Source organism: Pseudomonas sp. AN-1 (genome assembly GCF_034057115.1).
Classification (GTDB): Bacteria; Pseudomonadota; Gammaproteobacteria; order Pseudomonadales; family Pseudomonadaceae; genus Geopseudomonas.
The window spans coordinates 1,069,532-1,088,649 of the sequence record NZ_CP139195.1 but is presented as its reverse complement, the minus strand read 5'-3'; the positions used below and the strand labels follow the sequence as shown (position 1 = coordinate 1,088,649).

The following is a 19,118-nucleotide window of genomic DNA, read 5'->3' as shown; positions in this document are numbered from 1 at the left end:
CTGCTCGTCGGCCAGTTCGGCCGCGGGATCGCTCCGCTGGCGAGGGCGGGCAAATAGGTCGAGAATGGCCGCCTGATGCGCGCCCGGCAATCGGCGCGCGCGACCACGGTCAGCCCCGGCAGGGGCCAAGCGGAAGGACAGCATGGACAAGATATGGCAACAGATGTGCACGGCGGCCGGTATCGACCCGCAGCGGCGGCTGGCGGCGCGCCGGGCGATCCTCGAGGACGCCCAGGCGCTGGAGTGCACCCTCTACCGCCCCGACGAGAATGACCCGGATGCCGAGGAGGAGGATCTGGGCGAGGCCCGCGTCCTGCTGGTCGGGCCGTTCCAGGCACCGGAGCACTGGGAGGCCGCGGAGCGCGAGGCGTTCTTCGGCGACGACGATCCGGCACTGTTCGTCACCGCGCTGATCGAGTGCGAGGCCGAGCCCGGCTCCGCGGCCTTCTTCCTCGCCGAGGAGGGCGACTACCTGGCGGCGATGACCGGCCAGGGCGAGGTGGCGATGTATTACGTCCACGACTGTGCCGAGGACGACCACGGCCGGCGTTGCGTGCTGATCCGCGACGACCAGCCGCTGGATTGAACGGCGCGCCTCAGTGGCGCAGCAGATAGGTCTCGTCGTCGGCCTGGACCTGTTCGAACACCCACTGCCAGTAGCCCAGCAGGGTGGCGCCGCCATTGATCGCGTGCAGCCACTGGGCGCGGGAGAAGTGCGGGTGTTCGGCGTGCCGGTGGCCGGCCGCGTACTTGTCCTGCAGCTCGTTGGGCGAGCAGCGGAAGTCGTTGAGATCGTAGGGAGAGGCCTTCCTCAGGGCTATCGTGCGGCCAGTGAGCGAGATGAACATGGCTGGGCTCCTTGCGGTTTGCTTCGATGACTGTCGCCCGGTGGGCGCCGGGACGGAGGGCGGACAGGCCCTCCGGCTTCCGGATTACTGTATATGCGTACAGTTAAAAATCAAGCATTCCTGCATGCGGAAACGACAAACCCCGGCGCAGGCCGGGGTCTGTGTGGCGTCATCCGGGGAGGGTGGCGGGGGGTGATGTGTTGCTTCAGTGCACGAGCTGCTCGAACAGGTAGTCGGGCAGCGGGTCGATCACGATGCTCTGGCCCCGGTAGTTGGCCTTCACCTCGTCCCTGGCGATCACGCCGTGCGGCAGGCGCGTGTCGTCGCCCAGTTGCTCGCGCGCGCGGTAGTCGATCAGGCAGCCGTCGGCTTCTACCCAGATATGGGGAGAGATCACCTTGCCGTCCAGTTCCACAGTTCCCAGCATTGCCCGATACGGAATCCGCTTCTCGGCGAGGCGCGTCACCACGAGGCGGCTCAGGCCGTCGCAGGCAGCCTTGGCGGAGTCCAGGTCATCGAGCAGGTTCTTTAGCTGGGGTTCGTTCATGAGGGGATTCCTCTGCTTGTCAAGGTGATCCCATTTTAGACCAAGGTCTAATGCTCGTGAATAGGTTAATGAAGGATTCGGGCAATTTTTTTGCGTCGCACAACGGGCGCTCGCTGCCCGGAGGCAGCCGGCGCCGACCTGGCCTGGCGTGGGCCGGTCGGCGCCGGGCAAGCGGGCCTCAGTGGGGCTTGCTGCGCGTCGACTTGCGCCGGGCAGTGGCCCCCTCGGGGCTCAGCAGGTGCAGGTAGTCCTGCAGGTAGTCCTGCAGGGTGGTGCTGATCGGCATGGCGCCGGTGGTTTCCTTGAGGGCGGCGGCGGCCTCCTTCTGCCAGGCGGATACCGCTTCCTGGGTCGCGGCGGAGAGCGAGCCGTGATTGCTCAGGGTGGTTTCCGCCAGGTGCTGCACGGCACGGGTCTGCAGCTGCAGGGCCTTCCAGTAGAGGTCGCTGGAGACCAAGGCCAGGCGGCTCCAGTCGCTGGCGTCGAGCATGCGCGTGGTGGCGCTCTCCAGTTCGGCGGCGCAGGTGTCGACCGCCCGGCTGCCGGCCTCGTTCCAGCGCAGGGCGTTTTCCCGCAGCAGGTCGCAGAGGCGGAAGGAGAACTGCAGATTGACCTTGTACAGCGTCAGGGCGGGCTGGGCATCGAAATACATGGCGACTTCCCTCGGGGCTGAGGTGGGAGGAGGGGCGGCAGGCTACTTTTCACGCACGTACTGGCCGGGCGCGTCGTCGAGCGGCGGATAGCCGCGCTCGGGGGCGCCCAGCGCGGGTGGCGCGACGGGTGACCCCGAGCGCTCCTGCAGCCAGGCCTGCCACTGCGGCCACCAGGAGCCCTCGTGGCGCGGTGCATTGGTCAGCCAGGCATCGGGGGCCACGTAGGTGCCGCCGGCAGGGCGGTCCATGACCTGGTAGTGGCGCCGGGCACGGCCCGGTTCGCTGACGATGCCGGCGTTGTGGCCGCCGCTGGTGAGCAGGAAGGTGATCGGCGCCGGGGTCAGGTAGTGCAGCTTGAACACCGAGCGCCAGGGCGCGACGTGGTCCTGGGTGGTGGCCACGCAGAAGATCGGCGTGTCGATGTCGCTCAGCGACACCGGGCGCCCGCCCACCGGGTAGCGTCCCTCGCTGAGGTCGTCGTTGAGGAACAGGCGGCGCAGGTACTGGGCGTGCATGCGGGCCGGCATGCGCGTGGCGTCGGCGTTCCAGGCCATCAGGTCGTTCATCGTGCCGCGTTCCCCCATCAGGTACTCGCCGACCATGCGCGACCACAGCAGGTCGTTGGAGCGCAGCAGCTGGAAGGCGCCGACCATCTGTCCGGCGGTCAGGTAGCCGGTTTCGCGCATCTGCGCCTCGAGCAGGCTGACCTGGCTCTCGTCGATGAACAGCGCCAGCTCGCCGGGCTCGGTGAAGTCGGTCTGCGCGGTGAACAGGCTGACCGAAGCCAGGCGCTCGTCGTTGTCGCGGGCCATGGCGGCGGCGGCGATCGACAGCAGGGTGCCGCCCAGGCAGTAGCCGGTGGCGTGCACCTTCTGGCCGGGGGCTATGGCGTTGATCGCCTCGAGGGCGGCGAAGAAACCGAGCTGCAGGTACTCGTCCATGCCCAGGTCGCCGTCCTCGGCGCCGGGGTTCTTCCACGACAGGCAGAACACCGTGTGACCCTGGTCGACCAGGTACCTGACCAGCGAGTTGTGCGGCGACAGGTCGAGGATGTAGTACTTCATGATCCACGCCGGCACGATGAGGATCGGCTCGGGATGGACGGTACCGGTGGTCGGCGCGTACTGGATCAGTTCGATCAGGCGGTTCTTCAGTACCACCTTGCCGGGCGTCGTCGCCACGTCGCGGCCGACCACGAAGTTCTCGGCGCCGGCCGGCGGCCGGCCGGCGGCCATCCGCTCGAAGTCCTCCAGCCAGTGGATCATGCCGCGCGCCAGGTTGCCGCCGCCGGTTTCCAGGGTGCGCTGCAGCACCACCGGATTGGTCGGCAGGTAGTTGCCGGGCGAGAACAGGTCGAGCAGCTGGCGGGCGGCGAAGGCCACCACCTCCTCGTGGTGGCGCGACACCCCGCGCACGCCGTGGGTCGCCGCGCGCCACCAGTCCTGGGTGAGCAGGAAGGACTGGTGCATCAGGTTGAACGGCCAGTCGTGCCACTCCCGGGCGGCGAAGCGGCGGTCGCGCCTGGGCGGTTCGACGCAGTCGTGGGCCGGGCAGTCGGGGGTTGCGAGGGCGATCTCGCGCAGGTACTGGCTGACCCGCCGGGTATGTTCCAGCGCCAGGCTGGTCAGCTCCAGCTGCTTGCCGGGCGAGCCGGCCAGGTGGCAGGACCAGTCGATCAGGGCGAGCAAGAGGGCGGTGGGGGAGAGCGACGAACTGGCCCGGGCGATCGCGGCGTGGACCTTGAGATCGAGCGGATTGGGGGCGCCTTCGTCCGGCACGGGCGTCGAAGGCGGCAGGGCGGACGCAGGGGTTGGCATGTTCATCGTTTACTCCTTCAACTGGCGGAACAGGCTCTCGCGGTGCCGCAGCGCTCCGTTGATGCGGCGCAGACGCCCGCTGGCGGACGTCTGGAAGGCTCGGGCCAGACGGTATCGAGATCGGGGCTCGAGGAACAGGATAGCTGTCTTTTGTGCGCTGCAACAGGAAAAGCTCGGGTGGCTCACTCCCGGGCATCGTCAGCGGTGCGGGTCAGCGGCGGCAGGAAGTCGCGGTCCGGGTCGTAGTCGGGCTTGAGCCAGGGCGACAGCTCCTGCAGGTCCTCCGGGCTGAGGATGCCGGCCGCCTGCTTGAGGCGCAGCTGCTCGAGGAGATAGCTGTAGCGCGCCTCGTTGTACAGGCGCACGGCGCTGTACAGCTGGCGCTGGGCATCGAGCACGTCGACGACGTTGCGGGTGCCCACCTCGTAGCCGAGCTGGGTGGCTTCCAGGGCGCTGCTGCTGGAGACGATCGCCTGCTTGCGGGCCTCCACCTGGGATACCGCGCTGTTCACCGCGCGGTAGGAGTCGCGGGTGTTCTGCACCACCTGGCGGCGCAGGCTCTCGCGCTGTTGCTCGCTCTGACTCAGGCGCTGCCAGGCCTCGCGCACCTGCGAGCTGGTCAGGCCGCCGCTGAACAGCGGGATGTTCAGTTCCAGGCCGATGCTCTGCTGCTCCACGTCGCTGATGAGCGGGCCGACGCGCCCGGACAGCGCGGTATTGCTGTAGCCCAGGCGGTCGTTGTCGCCCTTCTGGTACTGCGCCACCAGGTCGATGGTCGGTGCGTGGCCGGCCTTGCGCTGGCGCAGGGTCTGTTCGGCGCCGCTCACCGCGTACTGGCTGGCCTGCAGCAGGATGTTGCGCTGCATGGCGGTGTCGACCCAGGAGTCGGGTTCGTTGGGGGCCGGCGGGGCGATCGGCAGCTCATGGCGGACGCCCTCGACGAAGCGGTAGTGACGGTCGGTGAGGGTGGTCAGCGTCTGGAAGGCGTCCTCCACCCGGCGCTCGGCGATCAGCCGGTTGGCGCGCGCGGTGTCGCGGCCGGCCTGGGTCTCGAGCACCTCGGTGCGATCCGACAGGCCGACCTCGAAGCGCGCGCTGGCCTGCTCGAACTGGCGCTGGAAGGCCGCCTCCTCGGCCTTGGTCGCCGCCAGGGTGTCCTGGGCGCGCAGCACGCCGAAGTAGGCGTCGGCGCTCTGCAGGATCAGGTTCTGCTCCACCGCCGACAGCTCCAGCGCGGCCTGGCTGCTCACTGCCTTGGCGGCCTGCAGCTGGAACCAGCGGTCGGCGCGCAGCAGCGCCTGGCTGAGGCTGGCCTGGAAGAGCGGGCCGCTGCGCGAGAAGCTGGTCGAGGGCTGGTCCAGCTCGGTGCGGGTGTCGCGCAGGCTGGCGCCGCCGTTGAGCTGCGGCAGCAGGGCGGAACGCGCCTGCGGTACCGCTTCCTTGCGCGCCTGGTAGTCGGCGCGCGCGGCGGCCAGGTCGGCGTTGTTGCGCATCGCCTCCATGTAGACGCCGAACAGGTCGACGCGGGTCGACAGCGCCGGCTGTTCGGCTCGCAGGCCGTGGCTGGTGCCCAGGGCGATGGCCAGCGCCAGCAGGCGAGCGAGGCTGGGGGTCCGTTTCAAGGTGAGTTTCCTCATGTTCCTGATCTGCGAAGTATCCGTCACTGCAGCGACCTGCGCAGGCGGCCGAGTGCGCCGGCGAAGAAGGCCGCGCCGATGGCCGCCAGGGCCAGCAGCTGCGGCCAGACGATGTCGACCCCGGCGCTGCGGAACAGCACGGCCTGGGCCAGCTGGACGAAGTGGGTGGTGGGTGCGGCCAGCATCACCTGCTGGACCGCTTCGGGCATGCTCTCGCGCGGGGTGACGCCGCCGGAGAGGATGTGCAGCGGAATCATCACCAGGATGGTCAGCAGGCCCAACTGCGGCATCGAACGCGCCACGGTGCCGAAGAAGATGCCCATCGAGGTGGTGGCGAACAGGTGCAGGGCGCAGGCGCCGATGAACAGCGCCAGCGAGCCCTGCAGGGGAATGTCGAGCCAGCCGCGCACCACGAAGGCCAGCGAGAAGGCGGCGGCGGCCAGCACCACCAGGCCCATCGCCCAGATCTTGCCGAGCATGATCTCGACGGGGGTGACCGGCATCACCAGCAGGTGCTCGATGGTGCCGTGCTCGCGCTCGCGGATCAGCGCCGCGCCGGTGAGGATGATCGCCAGCATGGTGATCTGGTTGACCACCTCGTTGACCGCGCCGAACCAGGCGCGGGTCAGGTTGGGATTGAAGGCGGTGCGCACCACCGCCTCCACCGGCAGGGCCTCGGCGCTGCGGTAGCGCTGGACGAACTCGGCCACCTCGGCGGCGATGATCTGCTGGATGTGCCCGGCGCCGGTGAACGCCTGGCTGACCTGGGTGGCGTCGACGTTGAGCTGGATGGCCGGCCGGCGTCCGGCCAGCAGGTCCTCCTGGAAGCCCGGCGGGATGTTCAGGGTGAAGGTGTAGCGGCCATCGTCCATGCCGCCGTCCATCTGCGCGTGGTCGATGTACACCGGCGGCACGAAGTAGGGCAGCTGGAAGGCGTTGAGGATGCGCTGCGAGACCGGCGAGCGGTCCTCGTCGACCACCGCGATGGTGGCGCGGTGCGGAGCCTCGGGGATGGCGGTGGCACTGGAGTAGATCGCCAGGGTGAAGGAGTAGACGATCAGCACCACCAGCGCCGGGTCGCGGTACAGGCTGCGCAGTTCCTTGAGGCCGAGCTGGAGGATGTTGGACAGGGCGCGCATGTCACTTCTCCTGCTTGCGCAGGCCGGCGACGCTGGCCAGGGTCAGCAGCGGGATGGCCAGCAGCAGCGGGACGAACGAGGGCAGCAGCTCGCCCATGTCGAGCGCCTTGGAGAACACCCCGCGGCTGATGATCAGGAAGTGGCTGGTCGGGTACAGCTGGCCGATGAAGGCGCTGGCGCCCTCCAGCGCCGACACCGGGTGGGTCAGCCCGGAGAACTGGATGGCCGGCAGCAGGGTGGCGATGGCGGTGCCGAAGATCGCCGCGATCTGGCTGTGCAGGATCGACGACATCAGCAGGCCCAGCCCGGTGGAGCAGAGGATGTACAGCAGCGCGCCGAGGCTCAGGGTCAGCAGGCTGCCCTTGAGTGGGATGCCCATGACGAACACGGCGAGCAGCACCATGGTGAAGAAGTTGATCATGGCCAGGCCGACGTAGGGCAGCTGCTTGCCGAGCAGGAACTCCAGGCGGGTGGTCGGCGTGACGTAGAAGTTGGTGATCGAGCCTAGCTCTTTCTCGCGCACCACGCCGAGGGCGGTGAGCATCGCCGGGATCATCATCAGCAGGATCGGGATCATCGCCGGCACCATCGCCGGCAGGCTCTGCACGTCGGGGTTGTAGCGGTAGCGGATGGCCACCTCGGCCGGCTGGGTCGCGTCGACCCCGGCCTCGCGGGCCAGCTCCTGCAGGTAGCTGGCGTGCAGGCCCTGCACGTAGCCCTTGACGGTGTCGGCGCGCACCGGCATGGCGCCGTCGATCCAGAACGCCACCTGCGGGCGGTCGCCGCGCTTGAGGTCGCGGCCGAATCCGGGCGGGATCTCGATGGCCAGGCTGATCTCGCCGCTGCGCAGGCGCCGGTCCAGCTCGGCGTGGCTGGCCAGCGGCGCCTGCTCGATGAAGTAGCGCGAGCCGGCGATATTCTGCAGGTAGCTCTGGCTGGTGGTGGTCTGGTCGCGGTCGAGCACCGCGTAGCTGAGGTTCTCCACGTCGAAGCTGACGCCGTAGCCCATGATGAACATCAGCAGCACGGTGCCGAGCGTCGCCAGCAGGGCGCGCACCGGGTCGCGGCGCAGTTCCATGGACTCGCGGCGACTGTAGCTGAGCAGGCGCCGCAGGCTGAAGCGCGCGTGCTGTTCGGCGCTGCCGGCGACCTTGCGCGGCGCCGCGCGGGGCGCGCTGTCCGCGCTCGGCTGCTCCTCCGCGGCGTCGGCCTGCGCATCCTCCAGATAGGCGATGAAGGTCGCCTCCAGGGTCGGCAGGCCGCGCTTTTCCATCAGCGCCTGCGGCGTGTCGCTGTCCAGCACCTTGCCGGCGTGCATCAGCGAGATGCGGTCGCAGCGCAGCGCCTCGTTCATGAAGTGGGTGGAGATGAAGATGGTCACCCCTTCCTCGCGCGACAGCTGGATCAGCAGTGCCCAGAAGCCGTCGCGGGCGATCGGGTCGACGCCCGAGGTGGGTTCGTCGAGGATCAGGATCTCCGGCTGGTGGATCACCGCCACTGCCAGCGACAGGCGCTGGCGCACGCCCAGCGGCAGGTTGTCGGGCAGGCTGTCGAGTTCGTCCTGCAGCTCGAAACGCTCGAGCATCTCGCGGATGCGCGCCTGGCGGCGTTCGGCCGGTAGGTGGAACAGGCGGGCGTGCATCTCGAGGTTCTGCAGCACGCTCAGCTCGCTGTACAGCGAGAAGGCCTGCGACATGTAGCCGACGCGCTGGCGGGTCTGCAGGTCGTGCGGGTCCACCGGCTTGCCGAACAGCAGCGCTTCGCCCGCGCTGGCCGGCAGCAGGCCGGTGAGCATCTTCATGGTGGTGGTCTTGCCGCAGCCGTTGGAGCCGAGAAAGCCGAAGATCTCCCCGCGTTCGATGCGGAAGTTCACCCGGTCGACCGCCACGAAGTCGCCGAAACGCATGCTCAGGCCGTGCGCCTCGATGGCGATGCTGTCGTTGTGCTGGCGCGGCGGGATCACCAGCGCCTGGTGGTGCTGGCGCCTTTCCTCCGGCAGCAGGCGGATGAAGGCCTGCTCCAGGTTGTCGCTGGCGGTGCGCGCCAGCAGTTCGGCCGGCGTGCCGGTGGCCAGCACCCGACCGGCGTCCATCGCCACCAGGTGGTCGAAGCGCTGCGCCTCGTCCATGTAGGCGGTGGCCACCAGCACGCTCATCTGCGGGCGGCTGGCGCGGATGCGCTCGATCAGCTCCCAGAACTGGTTGCGCGACAGCGGATCGACGCCGGTGGTCGGCTCGTCGAGGATCAAGAGGTCGGGGTCGTGGATCAGCGCGCAGCACAAGCCGAGCTTCTGCTTCATGCCGCCGGACAGCTTGCCGGCCGGGCGGTCGAGGAAGGGGTGCAGGCCGGTGCTGCGGGTCAGCTCGTCGATGCGCCAGCGCCGCTCCTCGCGGGCCTGGCCGAACAAGCGGGCGAAGAATTCGAGGTTCTCGCGCACCGTGAGAGTGGGATAGAGGTTCCTGCCCAGGCCCTGCGGCATGTAGGCGATGCGCGGGCACACCGCGCGGCGGTGGTCCTTGTCGGCCATGTCGCCATCGAGCACCTCGATGGTGCCCTGCTGGATCTGCCGGGCGCCGGCGACCAGCGCCAGCAGGCTGGACTTGCCGACCCCGTCAGGGCCGATCAGGCCGACCATGCGCCGGGCGGGAATTTCCAGACCGATGCAGTCCAGGGCATGGGTCTTGCCGTAGACGAGGCTGACGTTGTCCAGCCGGGCGACGCGCTCCTCAGTCATTGGCCGGCATTCGCGTTCAACTGCAGGTGGGCGGGCCACTGGGCCTCAGGCGCGAGCTTGAGGTAGGCCATGCCGGGCAGGCCGGTCTTCACCTGGTCCTGGTGCTTGCGCAGCAGTTCCGGGTCGATGCGCGCCTTGACCCGGAACATCATCTTTTCCCGTTCGCTGGCGGTCTCCACGGTCTTGGGGGTGAACTGGGCGACGCTGGCCACGTAGCTGACCCGGGCCGGGATGACGAACTGCGGCGCGGCATCCAGCACCACGCGCACCTCGCTGCCCAGCGCCACCAGGCCGGCCTGGCGCTCGGGCAGGAAGAAGGTCATGTACACGTCGGCCAGGTCGACCAGGTTGAGCAGCTTGCCGCCGGCGCCGAGCACCTCGCCGGGCTGGGCGATGCGGTACTGCACGCGGGCGACGCGGTCGATCTTCAGCGCGCTGTCGTCGATGTCCGCCTGCAGGCGGGTCACCGTGGCCTTGGCGGCCTCGACGGCGGATTCGGCCTCGATCACCTGCGAGCGGGCCGCCTCGATGGCGGCCTGGTCGGACAGTACCCGGGCCCGCGCCGCGGCCAGCGCCGCCTGGGCGCCCTGCAGGGCGGCGAGGTCGTCGTCGAGCTGCTGCAGGGCCATGGCGTTGCGCTTGACCAGCGCCGCGGTGCGCTGGTGGCGCTTCTGCGCGGCGGTCAGCTCGGCCTGGCGCTGCAGCACCACCGCCGCGGCGGTGGCCTTCTCGCTCTCGCGCTGGGCGACCAGGGCGTGGGCGGTGTGGATGGCGTTCTGCGCCTGGCGCACCTGGGCCTGGGCCTGGCTGAGCTGCGCCTGCAGCACCGTGGTGTCCATGCGCGCCAGCACCTGGCCGGGCTGGACGAAGGCGCCCTCGTCGACCTCGATGGCGGCGATGCGCCCGGCCAGCTTGGTGGCCACGTCGATCTCGGTGGCCTCGATGCGCCCGTTGCCGCTGACGAAGCCCTCGCCGAGGCCCTTGGGCTGCAGCCCCTGCCAGACCAGCCAGCCGGCGCCGGCCAGCGCCGCGAGGAGAATGCCGCGGGCGATCCATTTGCGTTGATTCATCTCGTCCATCCGTTTGCGAGGGCGCTTCCTCTATCTATCAGACCAGCCGTGCATTGCCTATCGCTCAAGCGGACTATCCGCAGCGCCCCGGCCTGTGGACGCTGCATCAGCTGCGCCGCCGCCGCCGCAGTTGCCAGCCCAGGCGCAGGTCGTCGAACACCGGCACCAGCGCCAGGGTCAGCAGCAGGGCCGCCAGCGGTACGGTGACGAGAAAGCCGAAGTGCTGGAAGCCGAAGGCGCCGCTGACTCCGCCGGTGAAGAAGCAGCCGACCAGCAGGGCGTTGATGCGCAGGCGCTCGCGGTTGGCGCGTACCGGCGCCTGGTCCGGGCGCTCGTGGCGGTTGACGTAGAGCGCCTTGCCCAGCTCGATGCCGATGTCGGTGATCATCCCGGTGACGTGGGTGGTGCGGATCTCGGCGTTGGAGAGCTTGGTGATGATGGCGTTCTGCAGCCCCATGATGAAGCACAGCAGCATCACGGTGAGCGGCACGAAGAAGCCGGGAATCTCCATCAGCCGCGCCCCCAGCACGCCGAAGCACAGCAGCAGGCCGGCCTCGAGTAGCAGCGGCAGGGCGAACTGGCCGTGCAGGCGGCGCCGGCGCGAGAAGTTGATCAGCAGGGTGGAGGTGATGGCCCCGGCGACGAAGGACAGCAGGCCGCCGATACCGCCGAGGGCCAGGTCGCTGGCGCCGAGCACCAGGTTGTCGGCCACCGAGGAGAGGATGCCGGTCATGTGCGAGGTGTACTGCTGCACGGCGATGAAGCCGCCGGCGTTCGCCGCCCCGGCGATGAACGCCAGGCACAGGCCGAGCTGGCGATTGCTCTGCCGGGAACGGCGGCGATCGGTGAGGCGGCGGGCGTACTTGATCGGCATGGCTCCGGGGAATCCCTCCGTCCGGGCTGCGGGGTAAGTGGCCGGATTATACGGCCGGCTTGCAGTCACGTGGTGAGCTGGTTGGGCCTGGCGATCCAGCGGCAGTGGCGAGTGGGGGGCAGGCAGCCATTTTATCAGGCGTCACTTAACATAATGAATTGCGATCGCCCATGTTAGCACCACCTGCACGCTTCACCGGTCAACAGAAAGACGCATTGATCGCACGCGCCCATCGTCGATCCGCGGCGCCTGGCGTGGGCGCTGGCAAAGCCCGTGCCGCTGGCTAGATTCAAGAGGTCGCCGCCGAGGGCTTCGGCCCGGAGAGTCCCATGAGCACGTTCAAGATCGCCTGCCCGCCCTCACTGTTCGACAGCTTCATCCTCGAACACGCGATGATCGATCTGGCCAGCACCGACTTCACCAACGTGGCCGCCGTGGTGACGGCGGCGGACGAGGCGCGCGAGGTGCTGGCCCGGATCGCCCATACCGGTTTCCCGATCCCGCTGTTCGTCGCCCTGCGGCCGGGCGAGGCGGTGCCGGAGGACATCCTGTCGCGCATCGCCGGCACGCTGCAGGTGGGCAAGGGCGAGCGCCATTTCAACGGCAAGCGCATCGCCCAGGCGGCCGAGACCTACGCGCAGAAGCTCTACCCGCCGTTCTTCAGGGCGCTCAAGGAGTACGTGAAGACCGGCAACGTGGCCTTCGACTGCCCAGGGCACCAGGGCGGGCAGTTCTTCCGCGGGCATCCGCTGGGGAGGGCGTTCTTCGAGTTCTTCGGCGAGAACGTGTTCCGCGCCGACCTGTGCAACGCCGACGTCAAGCTCGGCGACCTGCTGATCCACGAGGGGCCGGCCCGCGACGCGCAGATGAACGCCGCGCGCATCTACAACGCCGACAAGACCTACTTCGTGCTCAACGGCACCTCGACCTCCAACAAGGTGGTTACCAGCGCGCTGCTGGCCAAGGACGACCTGGTGCTGTTCGACCGCAACAACCACAAGTCCATCCACCTCGGCGCGCTGATCCTCTGCGGCGCCAGGCCGGTGTACCTGGAGACGGCGCGCAACTGCTACGGCTTCATCGGCGGCATCGATGCGCACTGCTTCGACGAGCAGTACATCCGTGCGGCGATCGCCGAGGTCGACCCGGACAGGGCACAGCAGGAGCGGCCGATCCGCCTGGCGGTGATCCAGCTCGGCACCTACGACGGCACCATCTACGACGCCCGCCAGGTGGTGGAGAAGATCGGCCGGCTGTGCGACTACATCCTGTTCGACTCGGCCTGGGTCGGCTACGAGCAGTTCATCCCGATGATGCACGACAGCTCGCCGCTGCTGCTCGACCTGGGGCCGGACGACCCGGGGCTGTTCGTCACCCAGTCGGTGCACAAGCAGCAGGCGGGCTTCTCGCAGTCGTCGCAGATCCACAAGAAGGACCGTCACATCAAGAGCCAGCCGCGCTACTGCAACCACAAGCGGCTGAACAACGCCTACATGATGCATGCCTCGACCAGCCCCTTCTATCCGATCTTCGCGGCGCTGGACGTCAACGCGCAGATGCACGACGGCCTGGCCGGGCGCAACCTGTGGCGCGAGTGCATCAGGAACGGCGTGGAGGCGCGCAAGCTGATGCTGCGCACCTGCAAGTACATCAAGCCGTTCATTCCGGCGCAGGTGGACGGCCGCCCGTGGGCCGAGCACGAGACCGAGATGATCATCGACGACCTGCGCTTCTTCAAATTCCGGCCGGAGGACAAGTGGCACGACTTCGCCGGCTACGCCAAGGACCAGTACTACGTCGACCCGTGCAAGATGTTGCTGACCACCTTCGGCATCGACCCGACCACGGGGGGCTATGCCTCGCTCGGCGTGCCGGCCGCGGTGCTCGCCCACTACCTGCGCGCCAACGGCATAGTGCCGGAAAAGGCCGACCTCAACTCGATCCTGTTCCTGCTCACGCCCTCGGACAACTTCGCCAAGCTGCAGCATCTGGTCGCGCACATCGCCCAGTTCGAGCGCCATATCGACCACGACAGTCCGCTGAGCGAGGTGCTGCCGGCCATCCATGCCGCGCACGAGAAGTACGCCGACTACACGCTGCGCCGGCTGTGTCTGGAAATGCACGATTTCTACAGGCGCCACGCGATGAACAAGCTGCAGAAGCAGATGTTCCGCAAGCAGCACTTCCCCCGCCAGGCGATGACGCCCTGGGAGGCCAACCAGCATCTGCTGCGCAACAACGTGGAGCTGGTGCCGCTGGCCGAGATCGACGGGCGCATCGCCGCCGAGGGCGCCTTGCCCTATCCGCCGGGAGTGCTCTGCGTGGTGCCGGGCGAGGTGTGGGGCGGTGCGGCGCTGCAGTATTTCCTGGCGCTGGAGGAGGGCGTCAACGCGCTGCCCGGCTTCGAGCCGGAAATCCAGGGCGTCTACCTGCAGCGCGAGGCGGACGGACGCAAGCGCGCCTACGGCTACGTGATCAAGACCTAGGGCTGGGGCGCAGTGCCAGGCGGTGCTCGACGTGCAGCGGGCCAGCCAGCTCGCTGGCGGCGTAGGTGCTGTAGTGCAGTTCGTGGATAGGTAGCGCCAGCGGCTCGGCGTCGGCGAACCCGCCCAGCCGTTGCTGCAGGGCCTGCCGCGGCACGGCGCGGGCGTACAGGCCGACCGTCAGGTGCGGATGATAGGGTGCCTGGCGGATTTCCGCGCTGTGCTGGCCCAGCGCTGAGCGCAGGGCCTCCAGGCGCCGGTCGGGATCGCTCACGGTGAGGAAGGGCGCGCTGGCGTAGCTGTCCAGGTTGCCGATCTGCAGCTCGAAGCGGCCGGCGCGCAGGGCACTGAGGGCGTCGATCTGCGCGGCCAGGCGTTCGCCGGGAAAGTCGTCGTCGAAGCGCGCGGCCTCGGCCGGAAAGCCGCAGACGAACAGGGTCACATGCGCCTGGCGCCGGTAGTCGTCGTGCAGCCAGGCGCTCAGGTGCGCGCGCGCCCGCTCGAGGCGGGCGAGGATGCGCGGGCAATCGACCGGCAGGGTCCACACGCCATAGCGGGTGCGGCCGCGGTGCCACTCGGGATAGTCGCGCCGCTCGCAGGCGATGCTCTGCGCCGGTGCCTGCAGCGGATCGGAGAAGCGCACCTCAGGCAAGCGGCGCCAGCAGGGCGTCGAGGTCGGCCTCGCTCAGCGTCCAGTCGCCCTGGCCGCCGCCCTCCAGCACGCTGCGGGCGAGACTGGCCTTGCTCTGCTGCAGCTGCTGGATCTTCTCCTCGACGCTGCCGCGGGCGATCAACCGGTAGACGAACACCGGCTTGTCCTGGCCGATGCGGTAGGCGCGGTCGCTGGCCTGGGCCTCGGCGGCCGGGTTCCACCAGGGGTCGAAGTGGATCACCGTGTCGGCGGCGGTCAGGTTGAGGCCGGCGCCGCCGGCCTTGAGACTGATCAGGAACACCGGCACCCGGCCGCCCTGGAACGCCTCTACCGGCGCGCGGCGGTCCTGGGTGGCGCCGGTGAGCTTGGCGTAGGCGATCTTGCGCGCCTTCAGTTCGGCTTCGATCAGGCCGAGCATGCTGGTGAACTGCGAGAACAGCAGTACGCGGCGGCCCTCGGCGATCAGCTCCTCGAGCATCTCCAGCAGGGCGGTGAGCTTGCCGGAGTCGGCGCTGGCGTGTTCGGTGCCCTCGTCGCCGAGCAGGCGCAGGTCGCAGCAGGCCTGGCGCAGGCGCAGCAGCGCTTCGAGGATCACCAGCTGGCTGCGGCCCAGGCCGAGGCGCTGGATCTCGGCGCGCACCTTCTGGTCCATGGCCAGGCGCAGGGTCTCGTAGCGGTCGCGCTGCACGTCGGTCAGCTCGATGCGCTGGGTGATCTCGGTCTTCGGCGGCAGCTCGCGGGCCACCTGCTCCTTGGTGCGGCGCAGCAGGAAGGGCTTGACCCGCGCCACCAGGTGGGCGAGGCGCAGCGCATCGCCGCGCTTCTCGATCGGCGTGCGGTAGACCCGGGTGAACGCCTTGCTGTCGCTCAGCCAGCCGGGCATCAGGAAGTTGAACAGCGACCACAGCTCGCCGAGGTGGTTCTCCAGCGGCGTGCCGGTCAGGCACAGGCGCTGGTCGGCGGTGAGCTGGCCGGCGGCCTGGGCCGCGCGACTGCGCGGGTTCTTGATGTTCTGCGCCTCGTCGAGGATCAGCAGGTGCCAGTGGCGGCCATGCAGCTGCTTGAGGTCGCGCGGCAGCAGGGCGTAGGTGGTCAGCACCAGGTCGTGCTGGTCGATCTGCTCGAACAGCGCCTTGCGCCTGGCGCCGTGCAGCGCCAGCACGCGCAGGTCGGGGGCGAAGCGCGCCGCCTCGTCCTGCCAGTTGGGAATCAGGCTGGTGGGCATGACGATCAGCGCCGGGCTGGTCAGCCGGCCGGCCTGCTTCTCGGCGAGGATGTGCGCCAGGGTCTGCAGCGTCTTGCCCAGGCCCATGTCGTCGGCGAGGATGCCGCCGACCTTGAGTTCGCGCAGGGCCTGCAGCCAGGCCAGGCTGTGCTGCTGGTAGTCGCGCAGTTCGGCGCGCAGACCGGCCGGGGTGGCCACCGGCTGCTGCGGCAGCTCCTGCAGGCGGCGGGCGAACTCGCGCAGGCGCTCGCCGCCCAGCCAGTGCAGCGCCGGCACCTGCTCCAGAGCTGCCAGGCGCGCGGCGTCGGCGCGGCCCAGGCGCAGGCGTTCGCTCCAGATCGCGTCCTCGTCCTGCTCGGCGCGGAAGTACAGCTCGCCGAGGCTGGCCAACAGCGGCTTGAGGCGGCCGAAGGGCAGGGCGACGCGGCGTCCGCCGTAGCTGCGCGGCAGCGGCACCAGCAGCTCCTCGTCGTCGCCGCGCCGGGCCAGCGCCTCGCCGGTGAGCAGCCAGGGCGAGTGGCGGATGGCGTGGAGCAGGATCGGCAGCAGGCTGACCTTCTCGCCGTCCACCTCGATGCCCATCTCCAGGTCGAACCAGTCGCCTTCCTCGGCTTCCTCGATACCGACGTGCCAGTCGCCGAGGGTCGCCAGGTTGAACTGGAAGTCCGGCTGCAGGCGGATCTGCCAGCCCTGTTCGCGCAACTGCGGCAGCTGCTCGCGGACGAAGTGCAGCCAGGCGGCATCGTCGGGCAGCTCGAAGGGCTCGCCGGCGCTTTCCGGCAGGGCCTCGCTGCGGCGCAGGGCGATGCTGAAGCCGCACGCGGTGAGCTGCTGGCGCAGCGCGGCCTCGACTTCCAGCTGGCGGGCGATGCGCAGCTGCCGGCGGGCATCGAGGCTGACCAGCCACTCCTTCTGCGCCACCCGGCCGAAGGTGACGTGGCCCTGGTAGTCGAACGACAGGGCGGCGCGGTGCTGGGTCTGCTCGATCATCCGCCCCTTGCGCGCGTCGTAGTGCACGCGCACGTGGCTGCCGAGGATCAGCCGCGGCTGCGGCGCCGCGGCGGGCAGGTCGATGACCTCCGGCGGGGCGTCGCGGTCGGGCACGCTATGCCCCTGCAGCTGCAGGCGCTCGAGGGTCAGCAGGGCGGCGACCACGTGCTTGCAGTTGTAGCCGACCGGGCAGCTGCAGCGGCCGTCGACGTCCCAGTGCGCGCCGCGGTCGATCAGGCGGATGCGCTGGCGGTAGCGCTGGCGGCCGGAGCCGCGGCATTCGGCGAGCAGCACGCCCTTCTCGAAGCCGTCGATCTGCGAGCGGTTGTCGAGGAAATAGTCGCGGCCACGGCTGTAGTCGCCGGCGCCGAAGGCCTGGCGCCAGTCCTGTACGCGCAGCTGGTGGATGCTCAGGGTCATGGATGATCGGACCGCAAAGCCTCGGGCGGCTCCCGATCCGGCAGCCCACCCCGACGGCTCACCCCAGTCGACGCTCCCACAGTTCGGCGGCGCGCTGGAAGGCGGCCTCACGCTCCAGGCCCAGGCCACGCAGGGCGAGGGCCATGGTGGCGAGCACGGCCAGGCGGCCGTAGGCGTCCTCGGCCTCGCCGCGCCAGAAGGCGGCCAGGTGCTCGGGGTCGAGGCTGGCCGGCTTGACGTGGCGCTGCGCCGACAGCGCCGGCCACTCCTCGTCCCACGCCTGGCCGGCGGTGGCGCCGAACAGGTGGGTGTCGACGTCGGGATTGACCTCGATCTCGCCGCCATCGCCCTTGATGACGAGGGAATGGTCGCCGAGCAGCACGCTGGCCTCGCGGTGGATGGCCTGGTAGCCGGGGTGGAAGATGCTCTGCAGCACGCAGCGCGCGCCCAGCGGGTTGAGCACGCGGGCCAGCGAGTGGATCGGCGAGCGCAGGCCGAGGGTGTTGCGCAGGTCGATCATGTGCTGCAGGCGCGGCATCCAGGCGCCCAGCGGGATAAAGGCGAGGTGGCGCTCGTCCAGCGCGTGCACCACCGCATTCCAGTCGGCGCAGCAGGGGATTTCCAGCCGGTCGAGCAGTTGTTCGCTGTACAGGCGCCCGGCGGTGTGCGCGCCGCCGCCGTGCATCAGGATGCGCACGCCGCTGGCGGCCAGGGCCTTGGCCGCCAGCAGGTACCAGGGCAGGTGGCGCTTCTTGCCGGCGTAGCTCGGCCAGTCCAGATCGACCACGGTGGGCGGTGCGTTGAGGCGCTCGCGCACCGCCTCGGTGAAGCCGGCGATCTCCTCGGCGCTCTCCTCCTTGTGCCGCAGCAGCATGAGGAAGGCGCCGAGCTGCACCTCCTCGGCCTTGCCGTCGAGCAGCATGCCCATGGCCTCGCGGGCCTCCTCGCGGGTCAGGCTGCGCGCGCCGCGCTTGCCCTTGCCGAGGATGCGCACGAACTGCGCGAAGGGGTGTTCTGCGGGAGTCACCAGGGTCGGGGTCATATGCAATTGGTCGGTTTGGGCAGTCCGGCCAGCTTGGCGGCCAGTTTGGCGGGAGTGCCGTGGAACAGTTGGTTGAGGTGCAGGCTGTTGCCCTTTTCCGGGCCGAGCTGCTGGGCGGTGTAGCGGATCAGCGGGCGGGTGGCCGGCGACAGCTGGAATTCGGCATAGAAGCGCTGCAGCAGTTCGAGGATTTCCCAGTGCGCCGCGCCCAGCACGATCTGCTCGCGCGCGGCCAGCGCCTCGGCCACCGCCGGGTTCCAGTCGTCCAGCGCGACCAGGTAGCCGTCCTTGTCCAGGGCGATGTCCTTGCCGTCTACGGTGATCATGCTCATAGCCAGCTGTTGGTCCGCTCGAAACGCAGGGTCAGCTCGACGAAGCCGGGGTAGTCGAGCGGGTGGACGAACTCCGGCGCGGCGATGCCGCGGGCCTGGAGGTCCTCGGCGAGGGCGAACAGCCGGCGGTCGGCCGGCAGCGCGCGCAGCACCTCGAACGGCTGCGAGCCGGGTTGCAGGGCGTAGACGGCGTCGCCGCAGAGCAGCAGGCCATCGCCCGGGCCGAGCAGGCGCAGGCAGCTGGCGCCGCTGGTGTCGGCGAACGGCGAACGGGAAAGCAGGTGCAGGGTGGCCATCAGAGGGTGATCACCAGGTCGTGATGGTTGAGCAGGGCAGGCAGTTCGGCGTCGGGCAGCTCGGTGACCGGCAGGGCGAGCTGCCGGGCGGTGAGGCCGCGGTGCTGCAGGTCGCTGGCGGCGACGTACAGCGCCTCGACCCCGAACAGCGGCAGCGCCTGCAGGTTGGCGGTCAGGTCCTTCTGCTCGATGGCTTTCGGGTGCTGGCCGCTGTGCAGCTGGAACACGCCGTCGTCGAGAAACAGCAGGCTGATCGGCAGGTCGAAGGCGCCGCCGGCCAGGGCGATGTCCAGCGCCTCGCGGGCGGCCGGGCCGTTCCACGGCGAGCGGCGGCAGATCAGCAGCAGGGATTTGGCCAT

17 protein-coding genes are annotated in these 19,118 nt (G+C 69.4%); 2 read left to right on the top strand and 15 right to left on the bottom strand.

Features of this window, described 5'->3' with window-relative positions; genetic code table 11:
- Nucleotides 1-163 precede the first annotated feature (163 nt).
- The gene (locus tag SK095_RS04840; protein ID WP_136488159.1) at nt 164-586 is read left to right on the top strand and encodes a hypothetical protein; all 423 of its coding nucleotides are present in this window, start codon (nt 164-166) and stop codon (nt 584-586) included.
- Between the two features lie 10 nt (nt 587-596).
- On the opposite strand, the gene SK095_RS04835 is transcribed toward SK095_RS04840, so the two are convergent.
- From SK095_RS04835 to SK095_RS04795, 9 genes are all read right to left on the bottom strand, one after another.
- On the bottom strand, nt 597-848 hold the full coding sequence (locus SK095_RS04835; protein ID WP_136488068.1) for a hypothetical protein: 252 nt from the start codon (nt 846-848) through the stop codon (nt 597-599).
- Between the two features lie 205 nt (nt 849-1,053).
- Nucleotides 1,054-1,395, bottom strand: a complete 342-nt coding sequence (locus SK095_RS04830; protein ID WP_136488069.1) for a hypothetical protein — start codon at nt 1,393-1,395, stop codon at nt 1,054-1,056.
- A gap of 178 nt (nt 1,396-1,573) precedes the next feature.
- Nucleotides 1,574-2,047 (bottom strand): hypothetical protein, encoded by a 474-nt coding sequence (locus SK095_RS04825; protein ID WP_320548071.1) that lies wholly within the window; start codon nt 2,045-2,047, stop codon nt 1,574-1,576.
- A gap of 42 nt (nt 2,048-2,089) precedes the next feature.
- Nucleotides 2,090-3,871 (bottom strand): PHA/PHB synthase family protein, encoded by a 1,782-nt coding sequence (locus SK095_RS04820; RefSeq protein ID WP_320548070.1) that lies wholly within the window; start codon nt 3,869-3,871, stop codon nt 2,090-2,092.
- A 176-nt stretch (nt 3,872-4,047) separates the two neighbouring features.
- The gene (locus SK095_RS04815; protein ID WP_320548069.1) at nt 4,048-5,487 is read right to left on the bottom strand and encodes a TolC family outer membrane protein; all 1,440 of its coding nucleotides are present in this window, start codon (nt 5,485-5,487) and stop codon (nt 4,048-4,050) included.
- A gap of 38 nt (nt 5,488-5,525) precedes the next feature.
- Complete coding sequence (locus SK095_RS04810; protein ID WP_320548068.1) at nt 5,526-6,641, bottom strand: ABC transporter permease; 1,116 nt, start codon at nt 6,639-6,641, stop codon at nt 5,526-5,528.
- 1 nt (nt 6,642) lies between these two features.
- On the bottom strand, nt 6,643-9,375 hold the full coding sequence (gene rbbA, locus SK095_RS04805; protein WP_320548067.1) for a ribosome-associated ATPase/putative transporter RbbA: 2,733 nt from the start codon (nt 9,373-9,375) through the stop codon (nt 6,643-6,645).
- Entirely contained in the window at nt 9,372-10,445 is a 1,074-nt protein-coding gene (locus SK095_RS04800) for an HlyD family secretion protein (RefSeq protein WP_136488075.1), read from the bottom strand. Before SK095_RS04800 ends, rbbA begins: the two co-directional genes overlap by 4 nt.
- Nucleotides 10,446-10,551: 106 nt before the next feature.
- A complete protein-coding gene (locus SK095_RS04795) occupies nt 10,552-11,319 on the bottom strand; it encodes a YoaK family protein (protein WP_320548066.1) in 768 nt (255 codons plus the stop codon).
- A gap of 329 nt (nt 11,320-11,648) precedes the next feature.
- Here SK095_RS04795 and speC point away from each other — a divergent pair, with 329 nt between their 5' ends.
- Nucleotides 11,649-13,805 carry an ornithine decarboxylase gene (gene speC, locus SK095_RS04790; RefSeq protein WP_320548065.1) on the top strand — a complete coding sequence of 719 codons (2,157 nt, stop codon included), beginning with the start codon at nt 11,649-11,651 and terminating at the stop codon, nt 13,803-13,805.
- Here the strand turns inward: speC and SK095_RS04785 are convergent.
- From SK095_RS04785 to tusC, 6 genes are read right to left on the bottom strand one after another with little or no spacing between them, the layout of a single operon-like run.
- The gene (locus tag SK095_RS04785; RefSeq protein WP_320548866.1) at nt 13,795-14,445 is read right to left on the bottom strand and encodes a 2'-5' RNA ligase family protein; all 651 of its coding nucleotides are present in this window, start codon (nt 14,443-14,445) and stop codon (nt 13,795-13,797) included. The two genes, speC and SK095_RS04785, sit on opposite strands and share 11 nt — an antisense overlap.
- A 1-nt stretch (nt 14,446) precedes the next feature.
- Complete coding sequence (locus SK095_RS04780) at nt 14,447-17,089, bottom strand: DEAD/DEAH box helicase (protein ID WP_320548064.1); 2,643 nt, start codon at nt 17,087-17,089, stop codon at nt 14,447-14,449.
- A gap of 58 nt (nt 17,090-17,147) precedes the next feature.
- On the bottom strand, nt 17,148-18,131 hold the full coding sequence (locus SK095_RS04775; RefSeq protein WP_320548063.1) for a glycosyl transferase family protein: 984 nt from the start codon (nt 18,129-18,131) through the stop codon (nt 17,148-17,150).
- Entirely contained in the window at nt 18,128-18,463 is a 336-nt protein-coding gene (locus tag SK095_RS04770; protein ID WP_201486732.1) for a TusE/DsrC/DsvC family sulfur relay protein, read from the bottom strand. The genes SK095_RS04775 and SK095_RS04770 overlap by 4 nt, the downstream gene beginning before the upstream one ends.
- The gene (tusB, locus tag SK095_RS04765; protein WP_136488082.1) at nt 18,460-18,759 is read right to left on the bottom strand and encodes a sulfurtransferase complex subunit TusB; all 300 of its coding nucleotides are present in this window, start codon (nt 18,757-18,759) and stop codon (nt 18,460-18,462) included. The genes SK095_RS04770 and tusB overlap by 4 nt, the downstream gene beginning before the upstream one ends.
- The gene (gene tusC / locus SK095_RS04760; protein ID WP_201486733.1) at nt 18,759-19,118 is read right to left on the bottom strand and encodes a sulfurtransferase complex subunit TusC; all 360 of its coding nucleotides are present in this window, start codon (nt 19,116-19,118) and stop codon (nt 18,759-18,761) included. Before tusC ends, tusB begins: the two co-directional genes overlap by 1 nt.

Bases quoted from the DNA above. Each gene is read 5' to 3' on its own strand.
- SK095_RS04830 (WP_136488069.1), bottom strand. From the start codon at position 1,395: ATGAACGAACCCCAGCTAAAGAACCTGCTCGATGACCTGGACTCCGCC.
- SK095_RS04840 (WP_136488159.1), top strand. From the start codon at position 164: ATGTGCACGGCGGCCGGTATCGACCCGCAGCGGCGGCTGGCGGCGCGC.
- SK095_RS04770 (WP_201486732.1), bottom strand. From the start codon at position 18,463: ATGAGCATGATCACCGTAGACGGCAAGGACATCGCCCTGGACAAGGAC.
- speC (WP_320548065.1), top strand. From the start codon at position 11,649: ATGAGCACGTTCAAGATCGCCTGCCCGCCCTCACTGTTCGACAGCTTC.
- SK095_RS04825 (WP_320548071.1), bottom strand. From the start codon at position 2,047: ATGTATTTCGATGCCCAGCCCGCCCTGACGCTGTACAAGGTCAATCTG.
- SK095_RS04835 (WP_136488068.1), bottom strand. From the start codon at position 848: ATGTTCATCTCGCTCACTGGCCGCACGATAGCCCTGAGGAAGGCCTCT.
- SK095_RS04795 (WP_320548066.1), bottom strand. From the start codon at position 11,319: ATGCCGATCAAGTACGCCCGCCGCCTCACCGATCGCCGCCGTTCCCGG.
- SK095_RS04820 (WP_320548070.1), bottom strand. From the start codon at position 3,871: ATGAACATGCCAACCCCTGCGTCCGCCCTGCCGCCTTCGACGCCCGTG.
- SK095_RS04775 (WP_320548063.1), bottom strand. From the start codon at position 18,131: ATGACCCCGACCCTGGTGACTCCCGCAGAACACCCCTTCGCGCAGTTC.
- rbbA (WP_320548067.1), bottom strand. From the start codon at position 9,375: ATGACTGAGGAGCGCGTCGCCCGGCTGGACAACGTCAGCCTCGTCTAC.
- SK095_RS04800 (WP_136488075.1), bottom strand. From the start codon at position 10,445: ATGAATCAACGCAAATGGATCGCCCGCGGCATTCTCCTCGCGGCGCTG.
- tusB (WP_136488082.1), bottom strand. From the start codon at position 18,759: ATGGCCACCCTGCACCTGCTTTCCCGTTCGCCGTTCGCCGACACCAGC.
- SK095_RS04810 (WP_320548068.1), bottom strand. From the start codon at position 6,641: ATGCGCGCCCTGTCCAACATCCTCCAGCTCGGCCTCAAGGAACTGCGC.
- tusC (WP_201486733.1), bottom strand. From the start codon at position 19,118: ATGGCCAAATCCCTGCTGCTGATCTGCCGCCGCTCGCCGTGGAACGGC.
- SK095_RS04780 (WP_320548064.1), bottom strand. From the start codon at position 17,089: ATGACCCTGAGCATCCACCAGCTGCGCGTACAGGACTGGCGCCAGGCC.